Source organism: Corynebacterium sp. CCM 9203 (genome assembly GCF_041357675.1).
GTDB lineage: Bacteria > Actinomycetota > Actinomycetes > Mycobacteriales > Mycobacteriaceae > Corynebacterium.
Genome location: NZ_JAUERY010000003.1, coordinates 1 through 20,010, shown reverse-complemented (window position 1 = coordinate 20,010; position 20,010 = coordinate 1). Strand labels below are relative to the sequence as shown.

Annotated in this window: 18 protein-coding genes; 17 read left to right on the top strand and 1 reads right to left on the bottom strand. The window is 61.2% G+C overall.

The features are described 5' to 3' along the window. The first annotated feature begins 320 nt into the window (after nt 1–320). From infC to argH, 15 genes are all read left to right on the top strand, one after another. Complete coding sequence (gene infC / locus QWU44_RS06825) at nt 321–884, top strand: translation initiation factor IF-3 (RefSeq protein WP_370914946.1); 564 nt, start codon at nt 321–323, stop codon at nt 882–884. A gap of 31 nt (nt 885–915) precedes the next feature. Then, nucleotides 916–1,110: a 50S ribosomal protein L35 gene (gene rpmI, locus QWU44_RS06820; RefSeq protein ID WP_370914945.1), complete on the top strand. Its 195-nt coding sequence runs from the start codon at nt 916–918 to the stop codon at nt 1,108–1,110. Between the two features lie 80 nt (nt 1,111–1,190). Beyond that, a complete protein-coding gene (gene rplT / locus QWU44_RS06815; RefSeq protein ID WP_370914944.1) occupies nt 1,191–1,574 on the top strand; it encodes a 50S ribosomal protein L20 in 384 nt (127 codons plus the stop codon). Nucleotides 1,575–1,740: 166 nt separating this feature from the next. Continuing rightward, nucleotides 1,741–2,553 (top strand): TrmH family RNA methyltransferase, encoded by an 813-nt coding sequence (locus tag QWU44_RS06810; protein WP_370914943.1) that lies wholly within the window; start codon nt 1,741–1,743, stop codon nt 2,551–2,553. Between the two features lie 186 nt (nt 2,554–2,739). Further along, nucleotides 2,740–3,762, top strand: coding sequence for a phenylalanine--tRNA ligase subunit alpha (pheS, locus tag QWU44_RS06805; RefSeq protein ID WP_370915354.1), 1,023 nt, complete (start codon nt 2,740–2,742; stop codon nt 3,760–3,762). Between the two features lie 56 nt (nt 3,763–3,818). Then, nucleotides 3,819–6,341: a phenylalanine--tRNA ligase subunit beta gene (gene pheT, locus QWU44_RS06800; protein ID WP_370914942.1), complete on the top strand. Its 2,523-nt coding sequence runs from the start codon at nt 3,819–3,821 to the stop codon at nt 6,339–6,341. Nucleotides 6,342–6,489: 148 nt separating this feature from the next. Beyond that, on the top strand, nt 6,490–7,569 hold the full coding sequence (locus QWU44_RS06795; protein ID WP_370914941.1) for a PTS transporter subunit IIC: 1,080 nt from the start codon (nt 6,490–6,492) through the stop codon (nt 7,567–7,569). 197 nt (nt 7,570–7,766) lie between these two features. After that, nucleotides 7,767–8,810, top strand: coding sequence for an N-acetyl-gamma-glutamyl-phosphate reductase (gene argC, locus QWU44_RS06790; RefSeq protein ID WP_370914940.1), 1,044 nt, complete (start codon nt 7,767–7,769; stop codon nt 8,808–8,810). A gap of 53 nt (nt 8,811–8,863) precedes the next feature. After that, the gene (gene argJ, locus QWU44_RS06785; RefSeq protein WP_370914939.1) at nt 8,864–10,036 is read left to right on the top strand and encodes a bifunctional glutamate N-acetyltransferase/amino-acid acetyltransferase ArgJ; all 1,173 of its coding nucleotides are present in this window, start codon (nt 8,864–8,866) and stop codon (nt 10,034–10,036) included. A 60-nt stretch (nt 10,037–10,096) separates the two neighbouring features. Next, a complete protein-coding gene (gene argB, locus QWU44_RS06780; RefSeq protein WP_370914938.1) occupies nt 10,097–11,038 on the top strand; it encodes an acetylglutamate kinase in 942 nt (313 codons plus the stop codon). Further along, complete coding sequence (locus tag QWU44_RS06775) at nt 11,035–12,264, top strand: acetylornithine transaminase (protein WP_370914937.1); 1,230 nt, start codon at nt 11,035–11,037, stop codon at nt 12,262–12,264. The genes argB and QWU44_RS06775 overlap by 4 nt, the downstream gene beginning before the upstream one ends. Before the next feature lie 5 nt (nt 12,265–12,269). Continuing rightward, on the top strand, nt 12,270–13,241 hold the full coding sequence (gene argF, locus QWU44_RS06770) for an ornithine carbamoyltransferase (protein ID WP_370914936.1): 972 nt from the start codon (nt 12,270–12,272) through the stop codon (nt 13,239–13,241). Continuing rightward, on the top strand, nt 13,238–13,720 hold the full coding sequence (locus QWU44_RS06765; RefSeq protein ID WP_370914935.1) for an arginine repressor: 483 nt from the start codon (nt 13,238–13,240) through the stop codon (nt 13,718–13,720). Before argF ends, QWU44_RS06765 begins: the two co-directional genes overlap by 4 nt. A gap of 242 nt (nt 13,721–13,962) precedes the next feature. After that, nucleotides 13,963–15,165 carry an argininosuccinate synthase gene (locus QWU44_RS06760; RefSeq protein ID WP_370914934.1) on the top strand — a complete coding sequence of 401 codons (1,203 nt, stop codon included), beginning with the start codon at nt 13,963–13,965 and terminating at the stop codon, nt 15,163–15,165. Nucleotides 15,166–15,333: 168 nt separating this feature from the next. Then, complete coding sequence (gene argH, locus QWU44_RS06755; protein ID WP_370914933.1) at nt 15,334–16,767, top strand: argininosuccinate lyase; 1,434 nt, start codon at nt 15,334–15,336, stop codon at nt 16,765–16,767. Nucleotides 16,768–16,804: 37 nt separating this feature from the next. Here the strand turns inward: argH and QWU44_RS06750 are convergent, their stop codons facing one another. Beyond that, complete coding sequence (locus QWU44_RS06750) at nt 16,805–17,971, bottom strand: aminotransferase class I/II-fold pyridoxal phosphate-dependent enzyme (protein WP_370915353.1); 1,167 nt, start codon at nt 17,969–17,971, stop codon at nt 16,805–16,807. A gap of 318 nt (nt 17,972–18,289) precedes the next feature. On the opposite strand from QWU44_RS06750, the gene QWU44_RS06745 reads away from it, so the two are divergent. Both QWU44_RS06745 and tyrS read left to right on the top strand, forming a co-directional pair. Beyond that, a complete protein-coding gene (locus QWU44_RS06745) occupies nt 18,290–18,469 on the top strand; it encodes a Trm112 family protein (protein ID WP_370914932.1) in 180 nt (59 codons plus the stop codon). A 44-nt stretch (nt 18,470–18,513) separates the two neighbouring features. Continuing rightward, complete coding sequence (gene tyrS, locus QWU44_RS06740) at nt 18,514–19,788, top strand: tyrosine--tRNA ligase (protein ID WP_370915352.1); 1,275 nt, start codon at nt 18,514–18,516, stop codon at nt 19,786–19,788. The last annotated feature ends 222 nt before the right edge of the window (nt 19,789–20,010 follow it).

Genomic DNA, 20,010 nt, shown 5'->3' with positions numbered 1-20,010 from the left:
TCAGACGCCTGGGTGTCTGAAGTTGAGTGTGGAAGGCGTACCATATCGGAAGTGCGCAGGGTCGCAAAGTGGAGGTCCCTCCCACCATAAGCCGCTCGGCATTGTCGCCGGGTTGGACAGTGGTTGTCGCGTAGTCGCCGATCGTTTCTCTTGTCGGTTTAACCATTCGACGGAGTTTTCTCCGGATTGTTTGGTTTAGCTGCATTTAGCATCGATGATCGGCTACGTACCTGGGTCTCCCGTTGTTTCCATCGATAGATGGGATAACGGGTTTTCGTTATTTCCAGGTTCGTCACGAGACGTGGGATGTCCAGGTTGCGGTGCGGTATCACGCATTATTCACTGCAACCCTAGGAGTACACATCAGCGCTGAAGCTCGCATAAATGAGCGAATTCGAGTTCCTGAGGTCCGGCTCGTCGGACCCGGTGGTGAGCAGGTGGGCATCGTCCGCATCGAGGACGCCCGCAAGCTTGCGTATGAGGCGGATCTGGATCTGGTGGAGGTAGCCCCCACCGCCAAGCCTCCGGTCTGCAAGATCATGGACTACGGCAAGTTCAAGTACGAGACCGCGCAGAAGGCGCGCGAGTCCCGGAAGAACCAGCAGCAGACTGTTGTCAAGGAGCAGAAGCTTCGTCCGAAGATCGATGACCACGATTACGAGACGAAGAAGGGTAATGTGGTCCGGTTCCTTGAAAAAGGTTCCAAGGTCAAGGTGACCATCATGTTCCGCGGCCGTGAGCAGTCTCGACCTGAGCTCGGCTACAGGTTGCTGGATCGGTTGGCGCAGGACGTCGCCGAATACGGTGTCGTAGAGACCAAGCCAAAGCAGGACGGGCGCAACATGACCATGGTCATCGGTCCGCTCCGCAAGGGCAAGAAGTAAAACACACTAGCTTTTTTAAGGACGTCAACTCATGAAGCAGAAGACCCACAAGGGCACCGCAAAGCGAATCAAGGTCACCGGCTCCGGCAAACTGCGCCGCGAGATGGCTAACCGTCGGCACCTCCTCGAGGGCAAGCCCTCCACCCGGACCCGTCGCCTGAAGGGCACCACGGATGTTGCGAAAGCCGACACCAAGCGCGTCAAGCGTCTTCTCGGTCGGGCGTGACGTCGTGCCGCTGATCTGACAGCGGCGTGCGGTCCCCTCTCAAGTAATTAAACCCCCAAGATTCGTAAGGAAGTTTTACCGTGGCACGTGTCAAGCGGTCTGTGAACGCCAAGAAAAAGCGTCGCGTCATACTCAAATCAGCCAAGGGCTACCGTGGACAGCGCTCGCGCCTGTACCGCAAGGCCAAGGAGCAGATGCTCCACTCGATGACCTACGCCTACCGCGATCGTCGCGCACGCAAGGGTCAGTTCCGTCGCCTCTGGATTCAGCGTATCAATGCGGCAGCCCGGATGAACGGAATTACTTACAACCGACTCATCCAGGGACTGCGTCTCGCCGGTATCGAGGTTGACCGTAAGATTCTCGCCGAACTCGCAGTGAATGACTTCGGTGCTTTCTCCGCTATCTGCGAGTCGGCGAAGGCTGCTCTTCCCGAGGACGTCAACGCTCCTAAAGCTGCCTGACCTTCCAACCCTGACGTAGAGAATCAGGACAGTGCACTCATGTAGCACTGTCGAATCTTCTGCGGTATTCCGCGATTCAGTCCCTGAACAGGGGATGGGTCGCGGTTTTTGGTTTCCGGGATCCTGAACTGTGGCTCAGGTGGGGAGCGCTGCTAGGTTGGGACGCATGTACCTTGACTTCACCGAACCTTCGACGGAACGTACCCCCAGGGTGATTTCCGCCGTCAAACTCCATCGCAGTGCTGGACGGAGGAAGGCTGGATTTTTCCTTGTGGAAGGGGTCAACTGTGTCGAAGCAGCCGTTGAGAAAGGTGTCGTCTCGGACATTTTCGTCACAGAATCGGCTGCTGGTAGGTTCGCGGCATTACTGAACGTTGCGGCCTCCGGTGGAGTGCACCTACATCCGGTGACGGATAAAGCAGGAAGGAATCTCTCGGATACCGTTACCCCGACGGGGCTGGTCGCCGTTTGTCGGTCGATTCTCGTGGATCTCGACGATGCGGTGACAGTCGACACCCGTCTGGTGGCGGTTCCGGTTGAGACCTCTGAACCGGGTAATGCCGGGACGGTCATTCGTGTAGCGGACGCAGTCGGAGCTGATTCCGTCATTTTTACCGGTGATACCGTGGATCCTCACGGTGGGAAAGTCGCACGGGCTTCAGCGGGGTCGTTGTTCCACCTGCCGGTGGTACGGCACCACGACCAGATCGAGGTTGTCTCGAAGCTGCGCGAGCGGGGAGTGCAGATCCTAGCGACGGCCGCGGACGGTGAAGTCAATCTCGATGAAGCAGATTCACTTCTTTCCCGCCCCACAGCATGGCTGTTCGGGAACGAGGCTCGCGGGCTTTCATCGGAATTAATGGATGCCGCCGACCACCGGGTGCACATTCCGATTCGGGGGCGTGCCGAATCACTGAATCTCGCGACGGCCGCGGCGATCTGCATGTATGCGTCCGCCCGCGCTCAGTACCTCTCCTGAATGTCGGGTGAGCTGTGCCCGGAGGATGGTTCCGATCATGTCAACAGGTAAGATCCTCCTGAGCACGCGTGTCCCGGTATACCACGTCAGTGGGTGTTCCTTTCCGGGTACACCCTTAACAATCCCGCAAGAACAGAATGTCCCAAACGACGTAAAGGAGTCAGAACCCCGGTGACTGACAGTCGAATGAACGAAGCCAGCCTCAACCACGCTGCGGAGGAGGCACTCGAAGCTTTCGCCGCCGCAGACTCGCTCGACGAACTCGCTGTCGTCCGCCGCTCGCACCTTGGTGACGAGGCGCCGATTCCACAGGCACGCCGTTCGCTCGGTACGCTTCCGAAGGACCAGCGTAAGGATGTTGGCCGACTGGTGAATATGGCGCGTGGTCGAGTTGAAAAGGCATTCGCTGAGGCAAAAGCGAGGTTGGAAGAGAAGCGCAATGCCGAGGTGCTCGTTGCGGAGCGAGTGGATGTCACACTTCCAACCGCGCGTATCCAGGCCGGTGCGATGCATCCAATCACCACGCTGAGTGAGCAGATCGCCGACATCTTCGTGGGTATGGGGTGGGAGATCGCCGACGGCCCGGAGGTTGAGGCGGAGTACTTCAACTTCGACTCTCTGAACTTCCTGCCCGACCATCCGGCGCGGACGTTGCAGGACACGTTCCACATCGCACCTGAAGGTTCCTCTCAGGTACTGCGGACACACACATCACCGGTGCAGATGCGCACGATGCTCTCCCGGGACGTCCCGATCTACATTGCCTGCCCGGGCCGGGTGTTCCGCACAGATGAACTCGATGCGACGCACACTCCAGTTTTCCATCAGATCGAAGGACTCGCCGTAGACCGAGATCTGACTATGGCACACCTCCGGGGCACGCTGGATCACCTTGCCCAAACTTTGTTCGGCCCGGATACCCGTACCCGGATGCGCGCCAACTACTTCCCTTTCACCGAACCATCCGCAGAAGTCGACGTGTGGTTCCCGAGCAAAAAGGGGGGCGCGGGCTGGATCGAGTGGGGTGGCTGCGGGATGGTCAACCCGAACGTACTGCGTGCCGCAGGAATTGACCCGGAAGAGTTCACAGGTTTCGCTTTCGGTATGGGGCTGGAGCGTACGCTGCAGTTCCGGAATGGGCTGTCTGACATGCGCGATATGGTCGAGGGTGACATCCGTTTCACCCAGCCGTTCGGTGTTCAGGTCTAGCCGAGTTTTCGCTCACCCTCTTTTCACACTGTATTCAACTCCAGGAGAATCCCCTCATGCTCATCGCCAAGAACTGGGTCGCCAGACTGCTGCGCTCAGCCGCCGCCTCCCAGTCCGACTGGTCGGTCACCGATGCTGAACTCGATAGCGGTTTCGTCCGGGTCGGTTTTGAGACCGAAGGTTTCTCCACGATTCCAGAGACCACAGGTCCACTGGTTGTCGGCCGGGTCGAGACGATTGAGGAGCTCACCGGATTCAAGAAGCCGATCCGGCATTGCTACGTCAACGTCGGTGACGCCAACGGCACTGGGGAGCTTCAGTCCATTGTCTGTGGTGCCCGCAATTTCGCCGAGGGTGATTACGTCGTGGTCTCGCTGCCCGGGTGCGTGCTTCCCGGTAACTTCGAGATTGCGGCGCGGGAGACGTACGGACGAATGTCCGCAGGCATGATCTGTTCCGCGGCGGAGCTTGGACTGACCACCCAGCAGAATAAGGGCATCATCACTCTTCCCGCCGATGGTGACTATGAGCTCGGATCGGACGCTCGCGAGATCATGGGCCTTGATGACACGGTCTTTGACGTCAATGTGACACCGGACCGTGGTTATGCCCTTTCTGCCAGAGGTCTGGCCAGGGAGATCGCGAGCGCCTTCGACCTGACCTTCGTGGACCCCGCCTCCGATCCCGCGGTTGCTGGTATGGAGGTTGCGCTGCCGGCGGTCGAGGGTCAACTTCTGAATGTTGACCTCCGCCCTGAGACGAAGACGGTCAGGTTCGGACTCCGTCGGGTCACTGGGGTGGCTGCCGGGGCGGAGTCCCCGATATGGATGCAACGTGAACTGATGCTCTGCGGGCAGCGGCCCGTCAATGCCGCGACCGATGTGACCAACTACGTGATGATGCTGTTCGGCCAGCCGATGCACGCCTTCGATGCCGCCCAGATCGCGGGTGAGACACTTGTCGTACGCCGTGCAGCGCAAGGGGAGAAGCTCGTGACCCTCGATGGGGTCAATCGTTCCCTTGATCACGAAGATGTGGTTATTGCCGACGGTAACGGTGTCCTTTCCCTGGCCGGTGTCATGGGCGGTGCCTCTTCTGAAATCAGCGCTGAAACCACCGACGTCTACCTTGAGGCAGCGAACTGGGACCCGATCACCGTCGCCCGCACGTGCCGTAGACATAAATTGTCGAGTGAGGCGTCGCGGCGCTTCGAGCGGGGTGTGGACCCGGTCCTCGTCGAGGTTGCTCTTGACGTGGCCGCCCATGTGCTTGCCCAGATCGCGGGCGGAACCGTGGAGTCCGGTCGTACGCTGGTCGGGGATACGCCGGTCATGCCGACGGTTCGGATGGATGTTCATCGTCCCGCACGCATCGCAGGGATGGAGATCCGCCCCGAAACGGTGATTGGGCGGCTCCAGGAGGTAGGTTGCGCCGTCGAGCGTCACGGTAACGTGCTCACAGTTACACCTGCCACCTGGCGGCCAGATATCACGATGGATGCGGATCTCGTGGAAGAGGTGTTGCGCCTGGAGGGCCTGGAAGACATCCCCTCGATTGTCCCCACCGCACCTGCCGGTCGAGGTCTCACACCGGCGCAACGGCGTCGTCGGGCCGTCGGACACGCTCTCGCGTACAGCGGCTACACCGAGATCCTCCCGAGCCCGTTCATCGAGGCTGATGTCTTCGATCTGTGGGGTCTGGCTGCTGATGACCCCTGGCGGCGAGTCGTCGCAGTCCTCAACCCGCTTGAAGCTGACCGATCGATTCTCGGTACGACTCTCTTACCGAACATGCTGGATGCCGTACGCCGGAACGTATCGAGGGGACAACGGGACGTGTCTCTCTATGGTGTCGAACAGGTGGCGATCGCCGGTGACGTGGACCGGTCACCGATGCCTGACGTCCGTATCCGACCGTCAGATGAGATGATTTCGGAACTACTGGGGTCATTGCCGAAGCAGCCGTTGCATGTGGCGACAGTCGGCGTGGGAGATATCGAGACTGCCGGACCCCTCGTGTCAGCCCGTGCCTACACGTGGGCGGACGCGGTGGAATCCGCGCGGGTTGTCGCCAGGGCCGCCGATGTTGAACTCGAAGTGTCCTCGGCGGAACGGCTGCCGTGGCATCCGGGGCGGTGCGCCGCGTTGAGTGTCGACGGAACTGTTGTCGGGTACGCCGGTGAGCTACACCCTCAGATTCTGGAACGTGCAGGTCTGCCACCGCGAACCTGTGCGATGGAGCTGAACATCACGGCCTTGCCGTTCGCACCTTCCGCTCCTGCGCCTGTACTGTCGCCATTCCCGGCACTGATGCAGGACATAGCACTCGTTGTCGACGAGGACGTGCCTGCGGAGAATGTGCGCCGGACGCTCTTCGCTGCGGCCGGAGATCTGATCGAGACCGTTGAACTCTTCGATGTCTACAGGTCGGAGAGCCTCGGGGAGGGGCAGAAGTCGCTTGCCTTCGCCCTGCGCTTCCGTGCGTCGGACCGGACGTTGACTGATGATGAGTGTTCGGCCGCCCGACTTGCGGCGGCGGACGCGGCCGCACGGGAACACGGTGCCCGCATCCGGAGCTGATCCGTGGATTGTGGAATGGCCCAGAATCATCTGCTGACTCCGGGCCATTCTTCGCACCGCGCGAGGGGTATGTATCGGGGGTGTCGGTGGCTGTGTTCAACGCCTGAACAGTACCGAAGTTGTTTCATGGTTACTAAAGTCACGACGTGTGAATCGACTGTTACGTAAATGGGCCTCCCTCTTTTTCATTGATGCGCTCACAGGCATGGCCTTCGGCCTTTTCGCGACCCTTATCGTCGGAACGATAATGGTGCAGCTCGGGCGCTATGTGCCGGGAACCGTCGGGGAATTCCTCGTCGTCACAGGATCCGTGGCCTCTGTTCTGACTGGCTTTGGCATTGGCATCGGTGTGGCCCACAGACTATCTGGATCCACGTTCGTCATCGCAGGCACCGGAGTCGCGGGAATGGTGGGGGCGCACGCCGGGAAAATTTTGGGGGGAGAAGTCGTCGAGGGGCTGTCTTTTCAACTGCTTGGCCCCGGAGAGCCGCTGGGCGCATTCATTGCCGCGTTCATCGCGGTCGAATGCGGACTGTTCGTCTCCGGTCGGACCCCCGTCGACATTCTTGTCACCCCCTTCGCGACCATTGCCTCGGGGTCTGCGGTGGGGCTGCTGATCGGGCCGACGATTTCGAATTTCATGACGAGACTGGGTGCAATGATCAACTGGTCGGCGCAACAGCAGCCGTTCCTGATGGGTATTCTCGTCGCGGTCATCATGGGTGTCTGCCTGACTCTCCCGATCTCATCAGCGGCGTTGGGGATCATCCTCGGCCTTTCCGGGCTCGCCGCAGGTGCCGCAACTGTCGGATGTTGCTGTCAGATGGTTGGCTTCGCCGTTGCAAGCTGGCGAGAGAATCGGTGGGCGGGACTGGTCTCGCAGGGACTCGGCACCTCGATGCTGCAGATGCCGAACATCGTCCGGCGTCCCGTGATCTGGCTGCCGTCCATCATCGCCTCAGCGATTCTCGGTCCCGTCGCGACGACGGTGTTCGGTATGGAGAACAACCCTGCTGGATCGGGAATGGGGACCTCCGGTCTTGTCGGTCAGATTATGACCTGGAGCGTCATGTCTCCGGAGCATGCGGCTGTTCCGCTCGCGTTGATGATCCTCGGTCTGAACATCGTCGGCCCGGCTGTCCTGGTTCTCGCGATTTCGGAAGTCATGCGGCGTAAAGGCTGGATCAGGCCGGGAGACATGGCGCTGGCGCGATCGGAACCCACGTAGGCTGGTGGCTCGTGGTATCCGGTGGATGCCGTGGAGCTGAGAAGCTGCATCAACTGTTGGCATCGGTCGTTGTCTGGTGATCGGGTACGGGCACGGTTCCTGAACGATCATCGCGCTGAGATGTTGAGTAGAGCGCTGCCGCACGGAACTAATCTGCATAATTTGCATTAGTGCGCATAAATGATATGCTGTCGTGCATGTCAATCACTGTTGCAGTCGCAGGTGCCAGCGGATATGCCGGAGGAGAGATCCTGAGGATCCTTCTCGGTCACCCTGACTATCGGAGCGGTGGGCTGCGGATCGGTGCGCTGACAGGTTCCTCGACTGCGGGGAGCACTGTCGGTGAGCTCATGCCGCACCTCGGCGAACTCGCTGATCGGGTTATCGCACCGACCACCATCGAAGAGCTGGCGGGACATGATGTCGTGTTCCTCGGCCTGCCCCACGGACATTCTGCCGCCATCGCGGAACAGCTCGGTCCCGATGTTGTCGTGATCGACTGCGCCGCCGACTTCCGGCTCGATGACGCTGCGGACTGGGAACGGTGGTACGGCTCGAAGCACGCGGGCACCTGGCCCTATGGAATCCCGGAGATGCCGGGTAACAGGGATGTTCTGCGGGGGGCGAAACGCGTCGCCGTCCCCGGTTGTTTCCCCACAGGGGCGACGCTCGCACTGCTCCCTGCTGTCGCTGCTGGACTCATTGTCCCGGACATCTCGATCGTGTCCGTCACAGGTGTCTCCGGTGGCGGTAAAAAAGCATCGGTCGGGCTGCTCGGCAGTGAAACCATGGGATCACTCAAGGCATATAACACAGCAGGCCGACACCGGCACACCCCGGAGATCACCAGGAACCTCCGACTCCACTGTGACAGGCCGGTCACCGTTTCCTTCACTCCGGTCCTGGCGCCACTACCCCGAGGGATACTCACTACTGCCTCAGCTCCGCTTATCGAAGGGGTCAGTGCAGGTCAGGCGCGGGCTGTCTACCGGGACGCCTACATGGAGGAGCCTTTCGTGACGGTACTTGCGGAGGGAGTGCAACCGCAGACCCAGAGTGTGCTCGGGTCGAACATGTGCCAGGTACAGGTGGAGGTTGACGTTGATGCCGGACGGCTCCTTGTCACCAGTGTCATCGACAATCTGACCAAGGGCACGGCCGGCGCCGCTGTACAGTGCATGAACCTCGCACTCGGGCTGGATGAGACCGCAGGTCTTCCCCGCTCTGGGGTGGCGCCCTGATCCGTGGTCAAAACCGACACCGCACTGACACCCCAGTAGAAGGAACCATCCCCATGTCTGACATAGGAATCACTGCACCGAAGGGCTTTTCCGCAGCCGCAACGACAGCGGGAATTAAACACTCCGGGAAACCCGATATGGCCCTAGTAGTCAATCACGGGCCAAGACAGACCGCGGTGGCATTGTTCACCCGGAACCGGATCGTCGCCGCACCGGTGAAGGTCAGCCGCGCCAATGTCGCCGATGGCCGACTCAAGGCCATCGTCTACAACTCCGGAAATGCCAACGCCTGCAACGGTTCCAGGGGAGACGCCGACGCGACGGCGACGATCGAACGCGTCGCGGAATTGCTCGGGGTCGAGCCGGGGGACGTCGCGGCCTGTTCCACCGGGCTCATCGGGGAACCGCTGCCCATGGACATCGTCCTCGCCGGCGTGGACAAGCTCGTCGACGGACTCACCGTGAACGACGGTGACAACGGTGGGGTCGCCGCAGAAGCCATTATGACGACCGATACGGTCGCCAAGCAGTCGGTCGGACACGGCGCCGGATACACCGTCGGTGGTATGGCCAAGGGAGTCGGAATGATGGCACCGTCGCTTGCGACGATGCTCGTCTGTCTGACTACCGACGCCGCGATCACCCGGGAGATGGCCGACATCGCGCTCAGGGCCGCTACCGCAGTGACCTTCGACTGCCTCGACATCGACGGGTCCACCTCGACCAACGACACCGTCATGTTCCTCGCGTCCGGTGCGTCCGATGTCACCCCGGACCAGGATGACCTCAATGAAGTGGTTCTCCGGGTGTGTACTGATCTGGCGAAGCAGCTTCAGTCGGATGCCGAAGGCGTTACCAAGCGCGTCGCCGTGACCGTGATCGGAACCACTGATGACACCCAGGCCACCAATGCCGCCCGGACTCTCTGCCGCGATCCGTTGTTCAAGTGCGCGATGTTTGGCTCCGATCCCAACTGGGGGCGTGTGCTTGCCGCCGTGGGTATGGCGGACGCGGACATGGACCCCGAGCACATCTCCGTCCACTTCAACGGTCAACCTGTCTGCCTTGACTCGTGCGGTGCGCCCGGTGCCCGGGATGTCGACCTGTCAGGGCGGGACATTGACGTCACTGTCGACCTCGGCACCGGCGGCACCGGAACCGCTACCCTGCGTACCACCGATCTGTCCCACGCTTACGTCGAGATCAATTCCGCCTACTCCACTTAGAAAATCTCCGCCCACCGGCATAGAGACCCTTCCACGACACCCCAGAAATCGGGACGAGACATGAACGACATGATGAAGGACATCACACCCGAGGTACGGGCCAACGTGCTCGCCGAAGCGCTGCCCTGGCTCAAGCACTTCCGCGACAAAATCGTCGTGGTCAAGTACGGCGGAAACGCCATGGTTGACGAGAACCTTCGCGCCGCTTTCGCTGCCGACATGGTTTTCCTCCGAACCGTCGGCGCGAAACCCGTTGTTGTCCACGGAGGCGGTCCGCAGATCAACGCAATGCTCCAGAAACTCGGAATCGAAGGCGAGTTCCGGGGAGGCTTTCGGGTTACTACACCCGAGGTCATGGAGATCGTCCGGATGGTTCTCTTCGGCCAGGTAGGTCGGGATCTTGTCGGACTCATCAATTGCCACGGCCCCTATGCCGTCGGTTGTTCCGGTGAAGACGCAGGGCTGTTTACCGCTGAGCGCCGATTGGTGGATGTCGCCGGGGAGCTCACCGACATTGGTCTCGTCGGTGACATCACGCACGTTGACGCCTCCTCGCTCATGGATATCATCGACGCCGGGCGCATCCCCGTGGTGTCCACGATTGCTCCGGACGGGGAGGGTCAAATCTACAACATCAACGCGGACACGGCAGCCGGTGCTCTGGCGAGCGCGATCGGTGCTGAGCGACTGATCATTCTCACCAACGTGCCCGGTCTCTACACCGACTGGCCCGACACGTCATCGATGGTCAGCAAAATCTCGGTTGGGGAACTATCAGCGCTCCTCCCATCACTCGACGCCGGCATGATCCCCAAGATGGAATCCTGCCTGAATGCCGTACGGCAGGGGGTCCACGCTGCCCACGTCATCGATGGTCGAGTAGCGCACTCCGTCCTGCTCGAACTCCTCACCGAAGGCGGTATCGGGACGATGGTTCTGCCCGACGCCTACGACCGCAACGATTATCCAGCCCCCACAGAGTTCCAGAAGGTTAAACCATGAACGAATCCAGGACCGACAATTTTGACGCACTCGGACGGTGGCCGGAAGCACTGATGAACACCTACGTACCGGCGCTCGATCTCGTCTCGGGGGAGGGAGCGGAAGTCACCGCAGCCGACGGCACCGTGTATCTTGACCTGCTCGCGGGCATCGCCGTCAACTCCCTGGGACATGCGCACCCTGCGGTGATCGAGGCCGTTGAGACGCAGATCCGCAGGTTCGCCCACGTATCCAACCTCTTCGCCTCCCGCCCCGTTGTCGAGGTGGCTGAAAAGCTCAAGGAACGATTCGCCCACGGTGATAGCACCGTCGCGGAATCGACCCGTGTGTTCTTCTGCAACTCCGGTGCCGAGGCGAACGAAGCGGCGTTCAAACTCGCCCGCCTCACCGGAAGACACCGGGTGTTGGCCGCAAAGCATGGATTCCACGGTCGGACGATGGGGTCACTGGCGCTCACCGGTCAACCGGACAAGCGGGCAGCCTTCGAACCGCTCCCGGGCGGAGTGGAGTTCTTCCCCTATGGAGACATCGACTACCTGCGGAAGCTGGTGGACATCAACCCCGCAGACACCGCCGCGATCATTCTCGAGCCCATCCAGGGGGAGACTGGAGTAATTCCCGCTCCGGACGGTTACCTAGCCGCAGTCCGGGCCCTCTGTGACGAGCACGGCATCCTGTTCATCGCCGATGAAGTGCAGACCGGTGTCGGTCGCACCGGTGACTTCTTCGCCCACGCTCACGAGGGGATCTTGCCTGATGTGGTCACCATGGCCAAGGGGTTGGGGGCGGGCTTGCCCATCGGAGCATGTCTCGCGCACGGTAAGGCCGCGACACTGTTTGGTGTCGGTAGCCACGGCACGACCTTCGGCGGAAACCCGGTCTCATGCGCTGCGGCGCTCGCGGTGCTAGACACGATCGACGAAGACTTTATCGCGGATGTGCGGACCAAGGGCGAACACTTCACGGCAGCGATGAAATCCGTCGACGGTGTCACCGAGGTCCGTGGACGCGGCCTCATGCTTGGTCTTGTCCTCGACCGGCCCGTCGCTAAGAAAGCTGTGGCGGGTGGATTGAAGCACGGCCTGATTCTCAATGCCCCGTCCGACACCGTCATCCGTATCACCCCGCCGCTCGTGATCACCACCGAGCAGCTCGACTCCGCCACTGAGCGCATCGCAGCCGTCCTGACCGAGGTCCGAGACTCCGAGAAGAACACCGAAGGATAAGAGACATGACCACCACACCGAACGTCCGCCACTTCCTCGCCGACGATGACCTCACTCCTGCGGAACAGGCGGAGGTCCTGACCCTCGCCGCGGAACTCAAGGCCGCCCCCTACTCCCGTAAACCTCTCGCCGGACCGCAATCTGTCGCCGTCCTCTTCGACAAAACCTCAACTAGGACCCGGTTCTCCTTCGACGCGGGTATCGCTGCACTCGGCGGCAATCCCATCGTCGCGGTCACTGACAAGACCCAGATGGGGAAGGGCGAGACCTATCAGGACACCGGATCGGTGCTCTCCCGGTTCGTGTCCATGATCGTGTGGCGGACCTACGCCCACGAGAATCTGCTCGCGATGGCGGAGACCGCGACCGTCCCGATCATCAACGGGCTCTCCGATGACCTGCACCCGTGCCAGATCCTCGCTGATCTACAGACCTGTGTCGAGAAGCTTTCACCGGAACAAGGACCGGCTGGTCTTCGAGGCAGAAGCGCTGTGTACCTAGGCGACGGAGCGAACAACATGGCCAATTCCTACCTGCTCGGTTTCGCCACCGCCGGTGTGAACATGACGATCGTCGCGCCGGAAGGGTTCCAGCCCGAGGAGCGCTTCGTCGAACGTGCCCGGGCGGTCGGAACGCAGACGGGTGCGGAAATCCGGGTCACCGACAGCCTTGATTGTGTGGACGGTGCGGACATCGTCATCACTGACACCTGGGTGTCCATGGGGCAGGAAAATGACGGCATCGACCGGGCTTCGGTGTTCCGCCCCTACCAGGTCGATGACGCTGTGATGGCACGCGCCGCCGACGGTGCGATTTTCCTGCACTGTCTACCCGCATACCGGGGGAGTGAGGTCACGGCGGAGGTCATCGACGGACCACAGTCCGTGGTGTTCGACGAGGCGGAGAATCGACTGCACGCGCAGAAGGCGCTCATGGCGTGGCTGCTGGAGAACCAGCCCGGTGGTGCGGCACGATGAGCCGTCCGGCGCCGGTGACCCGTGCTGCCCGGCAGGGGCGGATAGTGGAGATCCTGGACAAATACCGGGTCTCATCCCAGGTCCAGCTCTCCGAGCTGCTTCTCGACGAGGGTATCGATATCACCCAGGCCACACTCTCCCGAGACCTCGACGAACTCGGCGCCAAGAAAGTTCGGCCCGACGGCGGGCGAGCGTTCTACATGATCGGACCTGCCGAGGCGCCGCTCACCGAGCAGATGCGCGGTCCGGCTGAGAAGCTACGGAGGATGCTCGATGACCTCCTCGTCAGTGTCGATTCCTCCGGTAATACCGCCGTCCTTCGGACTCCACCGGGGGCAGCACAGTACCTGGCTAGCTTCATTGATCGGGTCCAGATGGACGAGGTTGTGGGCTGTATCGCGGGTGATGACACGATCTTCGTCATAGCCCGTGAACCGTTAACTGGTCAGCAACTCGGAGAGATGTTCGAGCGTCGCTGATGCTGGTGAGATGTGGTCCCACTGAGGTATGAAAACCCAGCCCTGTGCATAATTTGCACACAAGTGAATAAATAGGCTAGGGTGGCGGACGTCGAGCAGTGATCCGCGTTGCCACGCGGGTGCCTGCTGCACCTGCACCAACCGTACTGTTAGGGTGTGGTGCACACCTGAGTCGCCAGTCGTCAGGATTTTCGCTGGTAGAACCCACATACAAACGATGAAGCACCTCTCAAGGAGAAGACATGACTGATCGCGTAGTTCTCGCCTATTCCGGCGGCCTCGACACCTCTGTGGCCATCCCGTATCTGGCCAAGATGACCGGCGGTGAGGTCGTGGCCGTGGCCCTCGATCTCGGACAGGGCGGCGAGGACATGGAGAGTGTGCGTCAGCGTGCGCTCGACTGTGGCGCGGTTGAGGCTGTCGTCGTCGACGCGAAGGACGAGTTCGCCGAGGAATACTGCCTGCCGACCATCAAGGCCAACGGCATGTACATGAAGCAGTACCCGCTGGTCTCCGCCATCTCCCGGCCGTTGATCGTCAAGCACCTCGTCGAGGCAGCCGAGGAACACGGCGGAACCCACGTCGCCCACGGCTGTACCGGTAAGGGCAATGACCAGGTCCGCTTCGAGGTCGGTTTCGCGGACATGAACCCGGATCTGAAGATCATCGCCCCGGCACGTGACTTCGCCTGGACCCGTGACAAGGCCATCGCCTTCGCCGAGGACATCAACCTCCCGATCGAGCAGTCCACCAAGTCACCGTTCTCCATCGACCAGAATGTCTGGGGGCGTGCTGTCGAGACCGGATTCCTCGAAGATCTCTGGAACCCGCCGACGAAGGACCTCTACGCTTACACCGAGGACCCGGCGATGGGCAATGCGCCCGACGAACTCATCATTTCCTTCGAAGGCGGAGTTCCCGTCGCCATCGACGGCAAGAAGGTCACCGTTCTGGAGGCCATTGAGGAGCTCAACCGTCGTGGCGGTGCCCAGGGCGTTGGTCGACTCGACATGGTCGAGGACCGACTCGTCGGCATCAAATCCCGCGAGGTTTACGAAGCCCCGGGTGCGATGGTTCTCATCACCGCTCACCAGGCACTCGAAGATGTCACCGTCGAGCGGGAACTCGCCCGCTATAAGCGTCTCATCGACGCCCGCTGGTCCGAGGAGGTCTACGACGGTCTCTGGTTCGCGCCACTGAAGCGCTCCCTCGACGCCTTCATCGAGTCCACCCAGGAGAACGTCACCGGTGACATCCGGGTCGTTCTGCACGGTGGCCGCGTGACGGTCAACGGCCGCCGCTCCGAGTCGAGCCTCTACGACTTCAACCTCGCCACCTACGACACCGGCGACACCTTCGACCAGACGCTCGCCCGCGGCTTCGTCGAGCTGCACGGTCTGTCCTCGAAGATCGCCTGTCGCCGCGACCGCGAGGCCGGCAAGTAGAATCCACGATCATGCACGAGCCCTTCCGCCGATGACGTCACCCGAACCGGGTATGACGCCACCAGCGGAAGGGTTTTCGCCGTGCCGGATCAGTAACCAGAAATCATATCGGGCATTATCACCCCAAGAAACCGCCAGAACACACTCCCGAAGGAGCCGACGATAACCGTGGAACAGCACAAGACAAATGAAGGTGCCCTCTGGGGCGGCCGTTTCTCCGGGGGCCCCTCCGAAGCGATGTTCGCACTGAGCGTGTCCACCCACTTCGACTGGGTGCTTGCTCCCTATGACGTGCTGGCCAGTAAGGCCCACGCGAAGGTCCTGAACTCCGCCGGGCTGCTGTCGGACCCGGACCTCGAGACCATGCTTGCTGGTCTCGACGAACTGGGGGAGAAGGTCGCCGCAGGTGAATTCGGACCCGAACCCACCGACGAAGATGTCCACGGTGCCATGGAACGGGGGCTCATCGGCATCGTCGGTCCCGAGGTCGGCGGTCGCCTCCGTGCCGGTCGTTCCCGCAACGACCAGGTCGCGACATTGTTCCGCATGTGGGTCCGGGATGCGGTCCGGGACATCGCCCTGGGTGTCACCGATCTCGTTGATGCCCTCGTGGGACAGGCGGAAGCGCACCCCGACGCCATCATGCCTGGCAAGACCCACTCGCAGGCCGCGCAGCCCGTACTCCTCGCGCATCAGTTGCTCGCCCACGCGCAGCCCCTGCTTCGGGATGTTGACCGTATCCGTGACCTGGACAAACGTCTCGCGGTGTCACCATATGGCTCCGGTGCGCTTGCCGGGTCCTCCCTGAGCCTCAACCCTGAGGCGATCGCCGAGGAGCTCGGCTTCGACTCGGCGGCGGACAACTCCATCGACGGTACCTCCTCCCGGGACTTCGCCTCGGAGACGGCGTTCGTGCTCGCGCAGATCTCCGTCGACATGTCACGCCTAGCAGAGGAGATCATCTACTGGTGCACGCCCGAGTACGGCTACGTCACGCTCGATGATGCATGGTCCACCGGCTCGTCGATCATGCCGCAGAAGAAGAACCCTGATGTCGCCGAGCTCACCAGAGGCAAGACCGGCCGTCTCATTGGTAATCTCACTGGCCTGATGGCGACGCTCAAGGCACAGCCGCTGGCCTACAACCGGGACCTGCAGGAGGACAAGGAGCCGATCGTCGACTCCGTCGCGCAGCTCAACCTCCTGCTGCCCGCCATGACCGGCCTCGTCTCCACGCTCACCTTCCATCCGGAGCGGATGGCGGAACTGGCACCCGCGGGGTTCACCCTAGCCACCGATCTGGCCGAATGGATGGTCCGCCAGGGCGTTCCGTTCCGTGAGGCGCATGAGGCGTCCGGAGCCTGCGTCCGGATCGCCGAGGCCCGGGGCGTCGGGCTGGACGAGCTGACCGATGACGAACTCGCGGGTGTCGACGCCCGACTCACCCCCGAGGTCCGGGGAGTCCTCACAGTCGAAGGAGCCGTTGCATCCCGGGCTACGCGCGGCGGGACTGCCGGTGTGCGGGTGGTCGAACAGCGTCAACGCGTTGTGGCGAAGTCAGCGGAGTACCGCTCCTGGGCCGGGACGCCGATCCGGCGCTGATCACGACCTCGCTCCATTCAGCTCAGCGCCGAGGGTGTCAGACGAGACGTGCGACAGCGTCCCGGATCAGGTGCTCTCGCTTGCAGAATGCGAAACGGACCAGGGGATCGAGGTGCCCGGTGTTCCCGCTCGTTGCGAATGCGGACACCGGGATCCCGACCACTCCACGCTCAATGAGCGCACCGGTACAGAATTCTGCCGCGTCGGTTACCCCGAGTGGCGTGGCGTCCGCGATGACAAAGTACCCGCCGGCACAGGGTTTTACCCTGAACCCCGCGCGATCCAGACCGTCGATCAACAGATCACGGCGCCGTTGCATGTCATCGCGGAGTCCTGCTATCCAGGCCTGTTCATTATCGAGGGCGTGTGCGACAGCGGGCTGGACGTGACCGACCCCGACGAAGGTTAGAAACTGCTTCGCCTTCGTCACGGCGTCGATGATCTCCGGTGTGGACATCGCCCAGCCGGTCTTCCAACCGGTGACATTCAGGCACTTCGCTGCAGAAGACACCGTCACCGTGCGTTCCCGCATGCCGGGCAACATCGCGATCGGGGTGTGCGTGCGGCCATCGTAGACCAGTTTCTCGTACACTTCATCAGCCAAAACGATGAGGTCATGGCGACAGGACAGCTCGGCGATAATTCCCAAATCATCAGCGTCGAACACGTGGCCTGTGGGATTGTGCGGCGTATTGATGATGATCATTGCGGTGGACGTACTCACGGCGCTGCTGAGAGCTCGGTGATCCAGCCGCCAACCGGTGTCCGAGTCGACATCTGGGAGTAGGGGAACCGGTACGAGTTTCGCACCTGCGAGGGCGACTGCTGCAGCATAGGCGTCATAGTAAGGCTCGATAACGATCACCTCACTTCGGGGCTCCACCAACGCGAGAACCGTTGCCGCGATTGCCTCAGTGGCTCCGACCGTGATCAGTACCTCGAAGTTTGGGTCAAGTCTGTGTCCGAGACTTCTTTCTCGGTCGGCAGCTACGGCAGCCCGCAAGCCCGAGAACCCTCGCCCGGGAGGGTACTGGTTGTTTCCTTCCCGAATCTGGCGGATCGCCTCATCGAGCATCGACCGGGGCCCATCGCCATCGGGGAATCCCTGTCCGAGATTCACCGCGCCTTTTTCGACGGCCAGGTTTGTCATCGTGGCGAAGATGGTTTCCGGGAAATGGTCGAGTCGGGATACGAGGCGTGACATGGGGATCAAGTCTAGCCGGATGTGCAGGTTGTTCGTCGTCCAGTCACTGTAGGCCACTACCCGCATGACGAGGTGTGACGGGGCTGAGACGGCCTTGGTCAGGGCGATCCGTACGGTGCGGATGCCTTCATCGCCGTTCCTCGGGTGCTCCGCCGCCTGCACCCCGTAAGAGAAGTCATCGCCCCATGGTGTTGGCCGCTGGTGCTGTAGCCGATCCCTCCAGAAAACGGTTGATGTGGCGGTTCGTGGGGACACCTTCGCGGGTAGCCTCGAGGCCGGAAAAGGCTGGGATCATTTGAGCGGGTAGAATTATCCGCTATGAGTATCGACCCACAGTTGCTTGATGTGCTCGCCTGCCCGAAAGATAAAGGGCCCCTTGAGTATCTCGAGGATGATCAGCTCCTGGTCAACAAGAGGCTCGGACTCGCCTATCGCATCGACGACGACATTCCCGTGCTTCTCATCGACGAGGCGGTCTCCTGGCCGTCCGCCGAGTGATGTCCTGTGACACTGAATCCGAGCGGTCTTTCAACGAAGAGGAACTGACGATGAACATCATTGATGAATTGAACTGGCGTGGGCTGATCAACCAGTCCACTGACCTGGACAAGCTCCGTGGGGAGACCGATTCCCCGATTTCCCTCTATTGTGGTTTCGATCCGACGGGACCTTCGCTCCACGCCGGACACCTCGTTCCCCTCCTTCTCCTGCGCCGCTTTCAGCGGGCCGGACACCGGCCGGTGGCTCTCGCCGGTGGTGCCACCGGGATGATCGGTGATCCACGGGACGTTGGTGAACGGTCGATGCTCACCGAAGAAACGGTTGCCGGGAATCTTGAGCGGATCCAGAATCAGCTTGCCCGGTTCATTGATTTTGAGGGCGACAATGCTGCGGTCATGGTCAACAACGCTGAATGGACCAGGGGGCTCAGTGTGATTGACTTCCTCAGGGACGTCGGCAAGCACTTCTCCCTCAACACCATGCTGAACCGGGATACCGTCAAGCGGCGTCTCGACGCCGATGGTATCTCTTACACCGAGTTCTCCTACATGCTTCTGCAGGCGAACGACTACGTACAGCTCAACCGGACCCACGGCTGTGTCCTTCAGATCGGGGGAAGCGATCAGTGGGGCAACATCGTGTCTGGTGTTGATCTCAACCGTCGCGTCAACGGCGTGAGTGTCCATGCCCTGACGGTCCCGTTGGTGACCGACAGCGAGGGGAACAAATTCGGTAAGTCCACCGGTGGTGGAAAACTTTGGCTCGATCCTGAAATGACCAGCCCGTATAGCTGGTACCAGTACTTCTTCAACACCAACGACGCCGATGTCATCAAGTTCCTGCGTTGGTTTACGTTCCTGGATAAGAATGAACTCGAGCAACTCGAGGTCGAGGTTGCCGAGCGCCCGCATAAGCGTGAGGCACAGCGCAGACTGGCACGCGAAATGACGACGCTGGTCCATGGCGAGGAAGCGACCGTCGCTGTTGAGCTTGCTGCCCAAGCTTTGTTCGGTCGAGCTGAATTGGGCGCTCTTGATGAACGCACCCTCGAAGGTGCTCTTTCTGAGACAGGTGTCGCCGAGGTTGCCCCCGGTGAGCCGAGGACCATTGTCGATCTTCTCGTGGCTACCGGGCTTACTGATTCCAGGGGAGCGGCACGTCGATCCATCAAAGAGGGCGGTGCGTACGCCAACAACATTCGGATTACTGATGAGGGATGGGAACCCAGAGAATCCGACCTCTTGTACGGGAGTTGGCTCATTCTGCGCCGAGGAAAGAAGAACTTCGGAGGTGCTCACTTCACCGGGACGCCGTAACCCGCCGTTCACTGTTTATCTGAAACCCCTGTGTCTACCGAGTTCCCGGTGGCGTAGGGGTTTATTTCATGGTGTGATTTCGATTCTTGTCCGCAGTGGAGATACGGGATACATCAGCGGCCTGATTCTCTCCACACAATGGTTCCTGTGTCTTTTACCTGGGGTTTTGCGTGTGTTGAGTGGTGTGTGTAGATTCATTCGAGTCAGCGCGGCGGGCCGTAG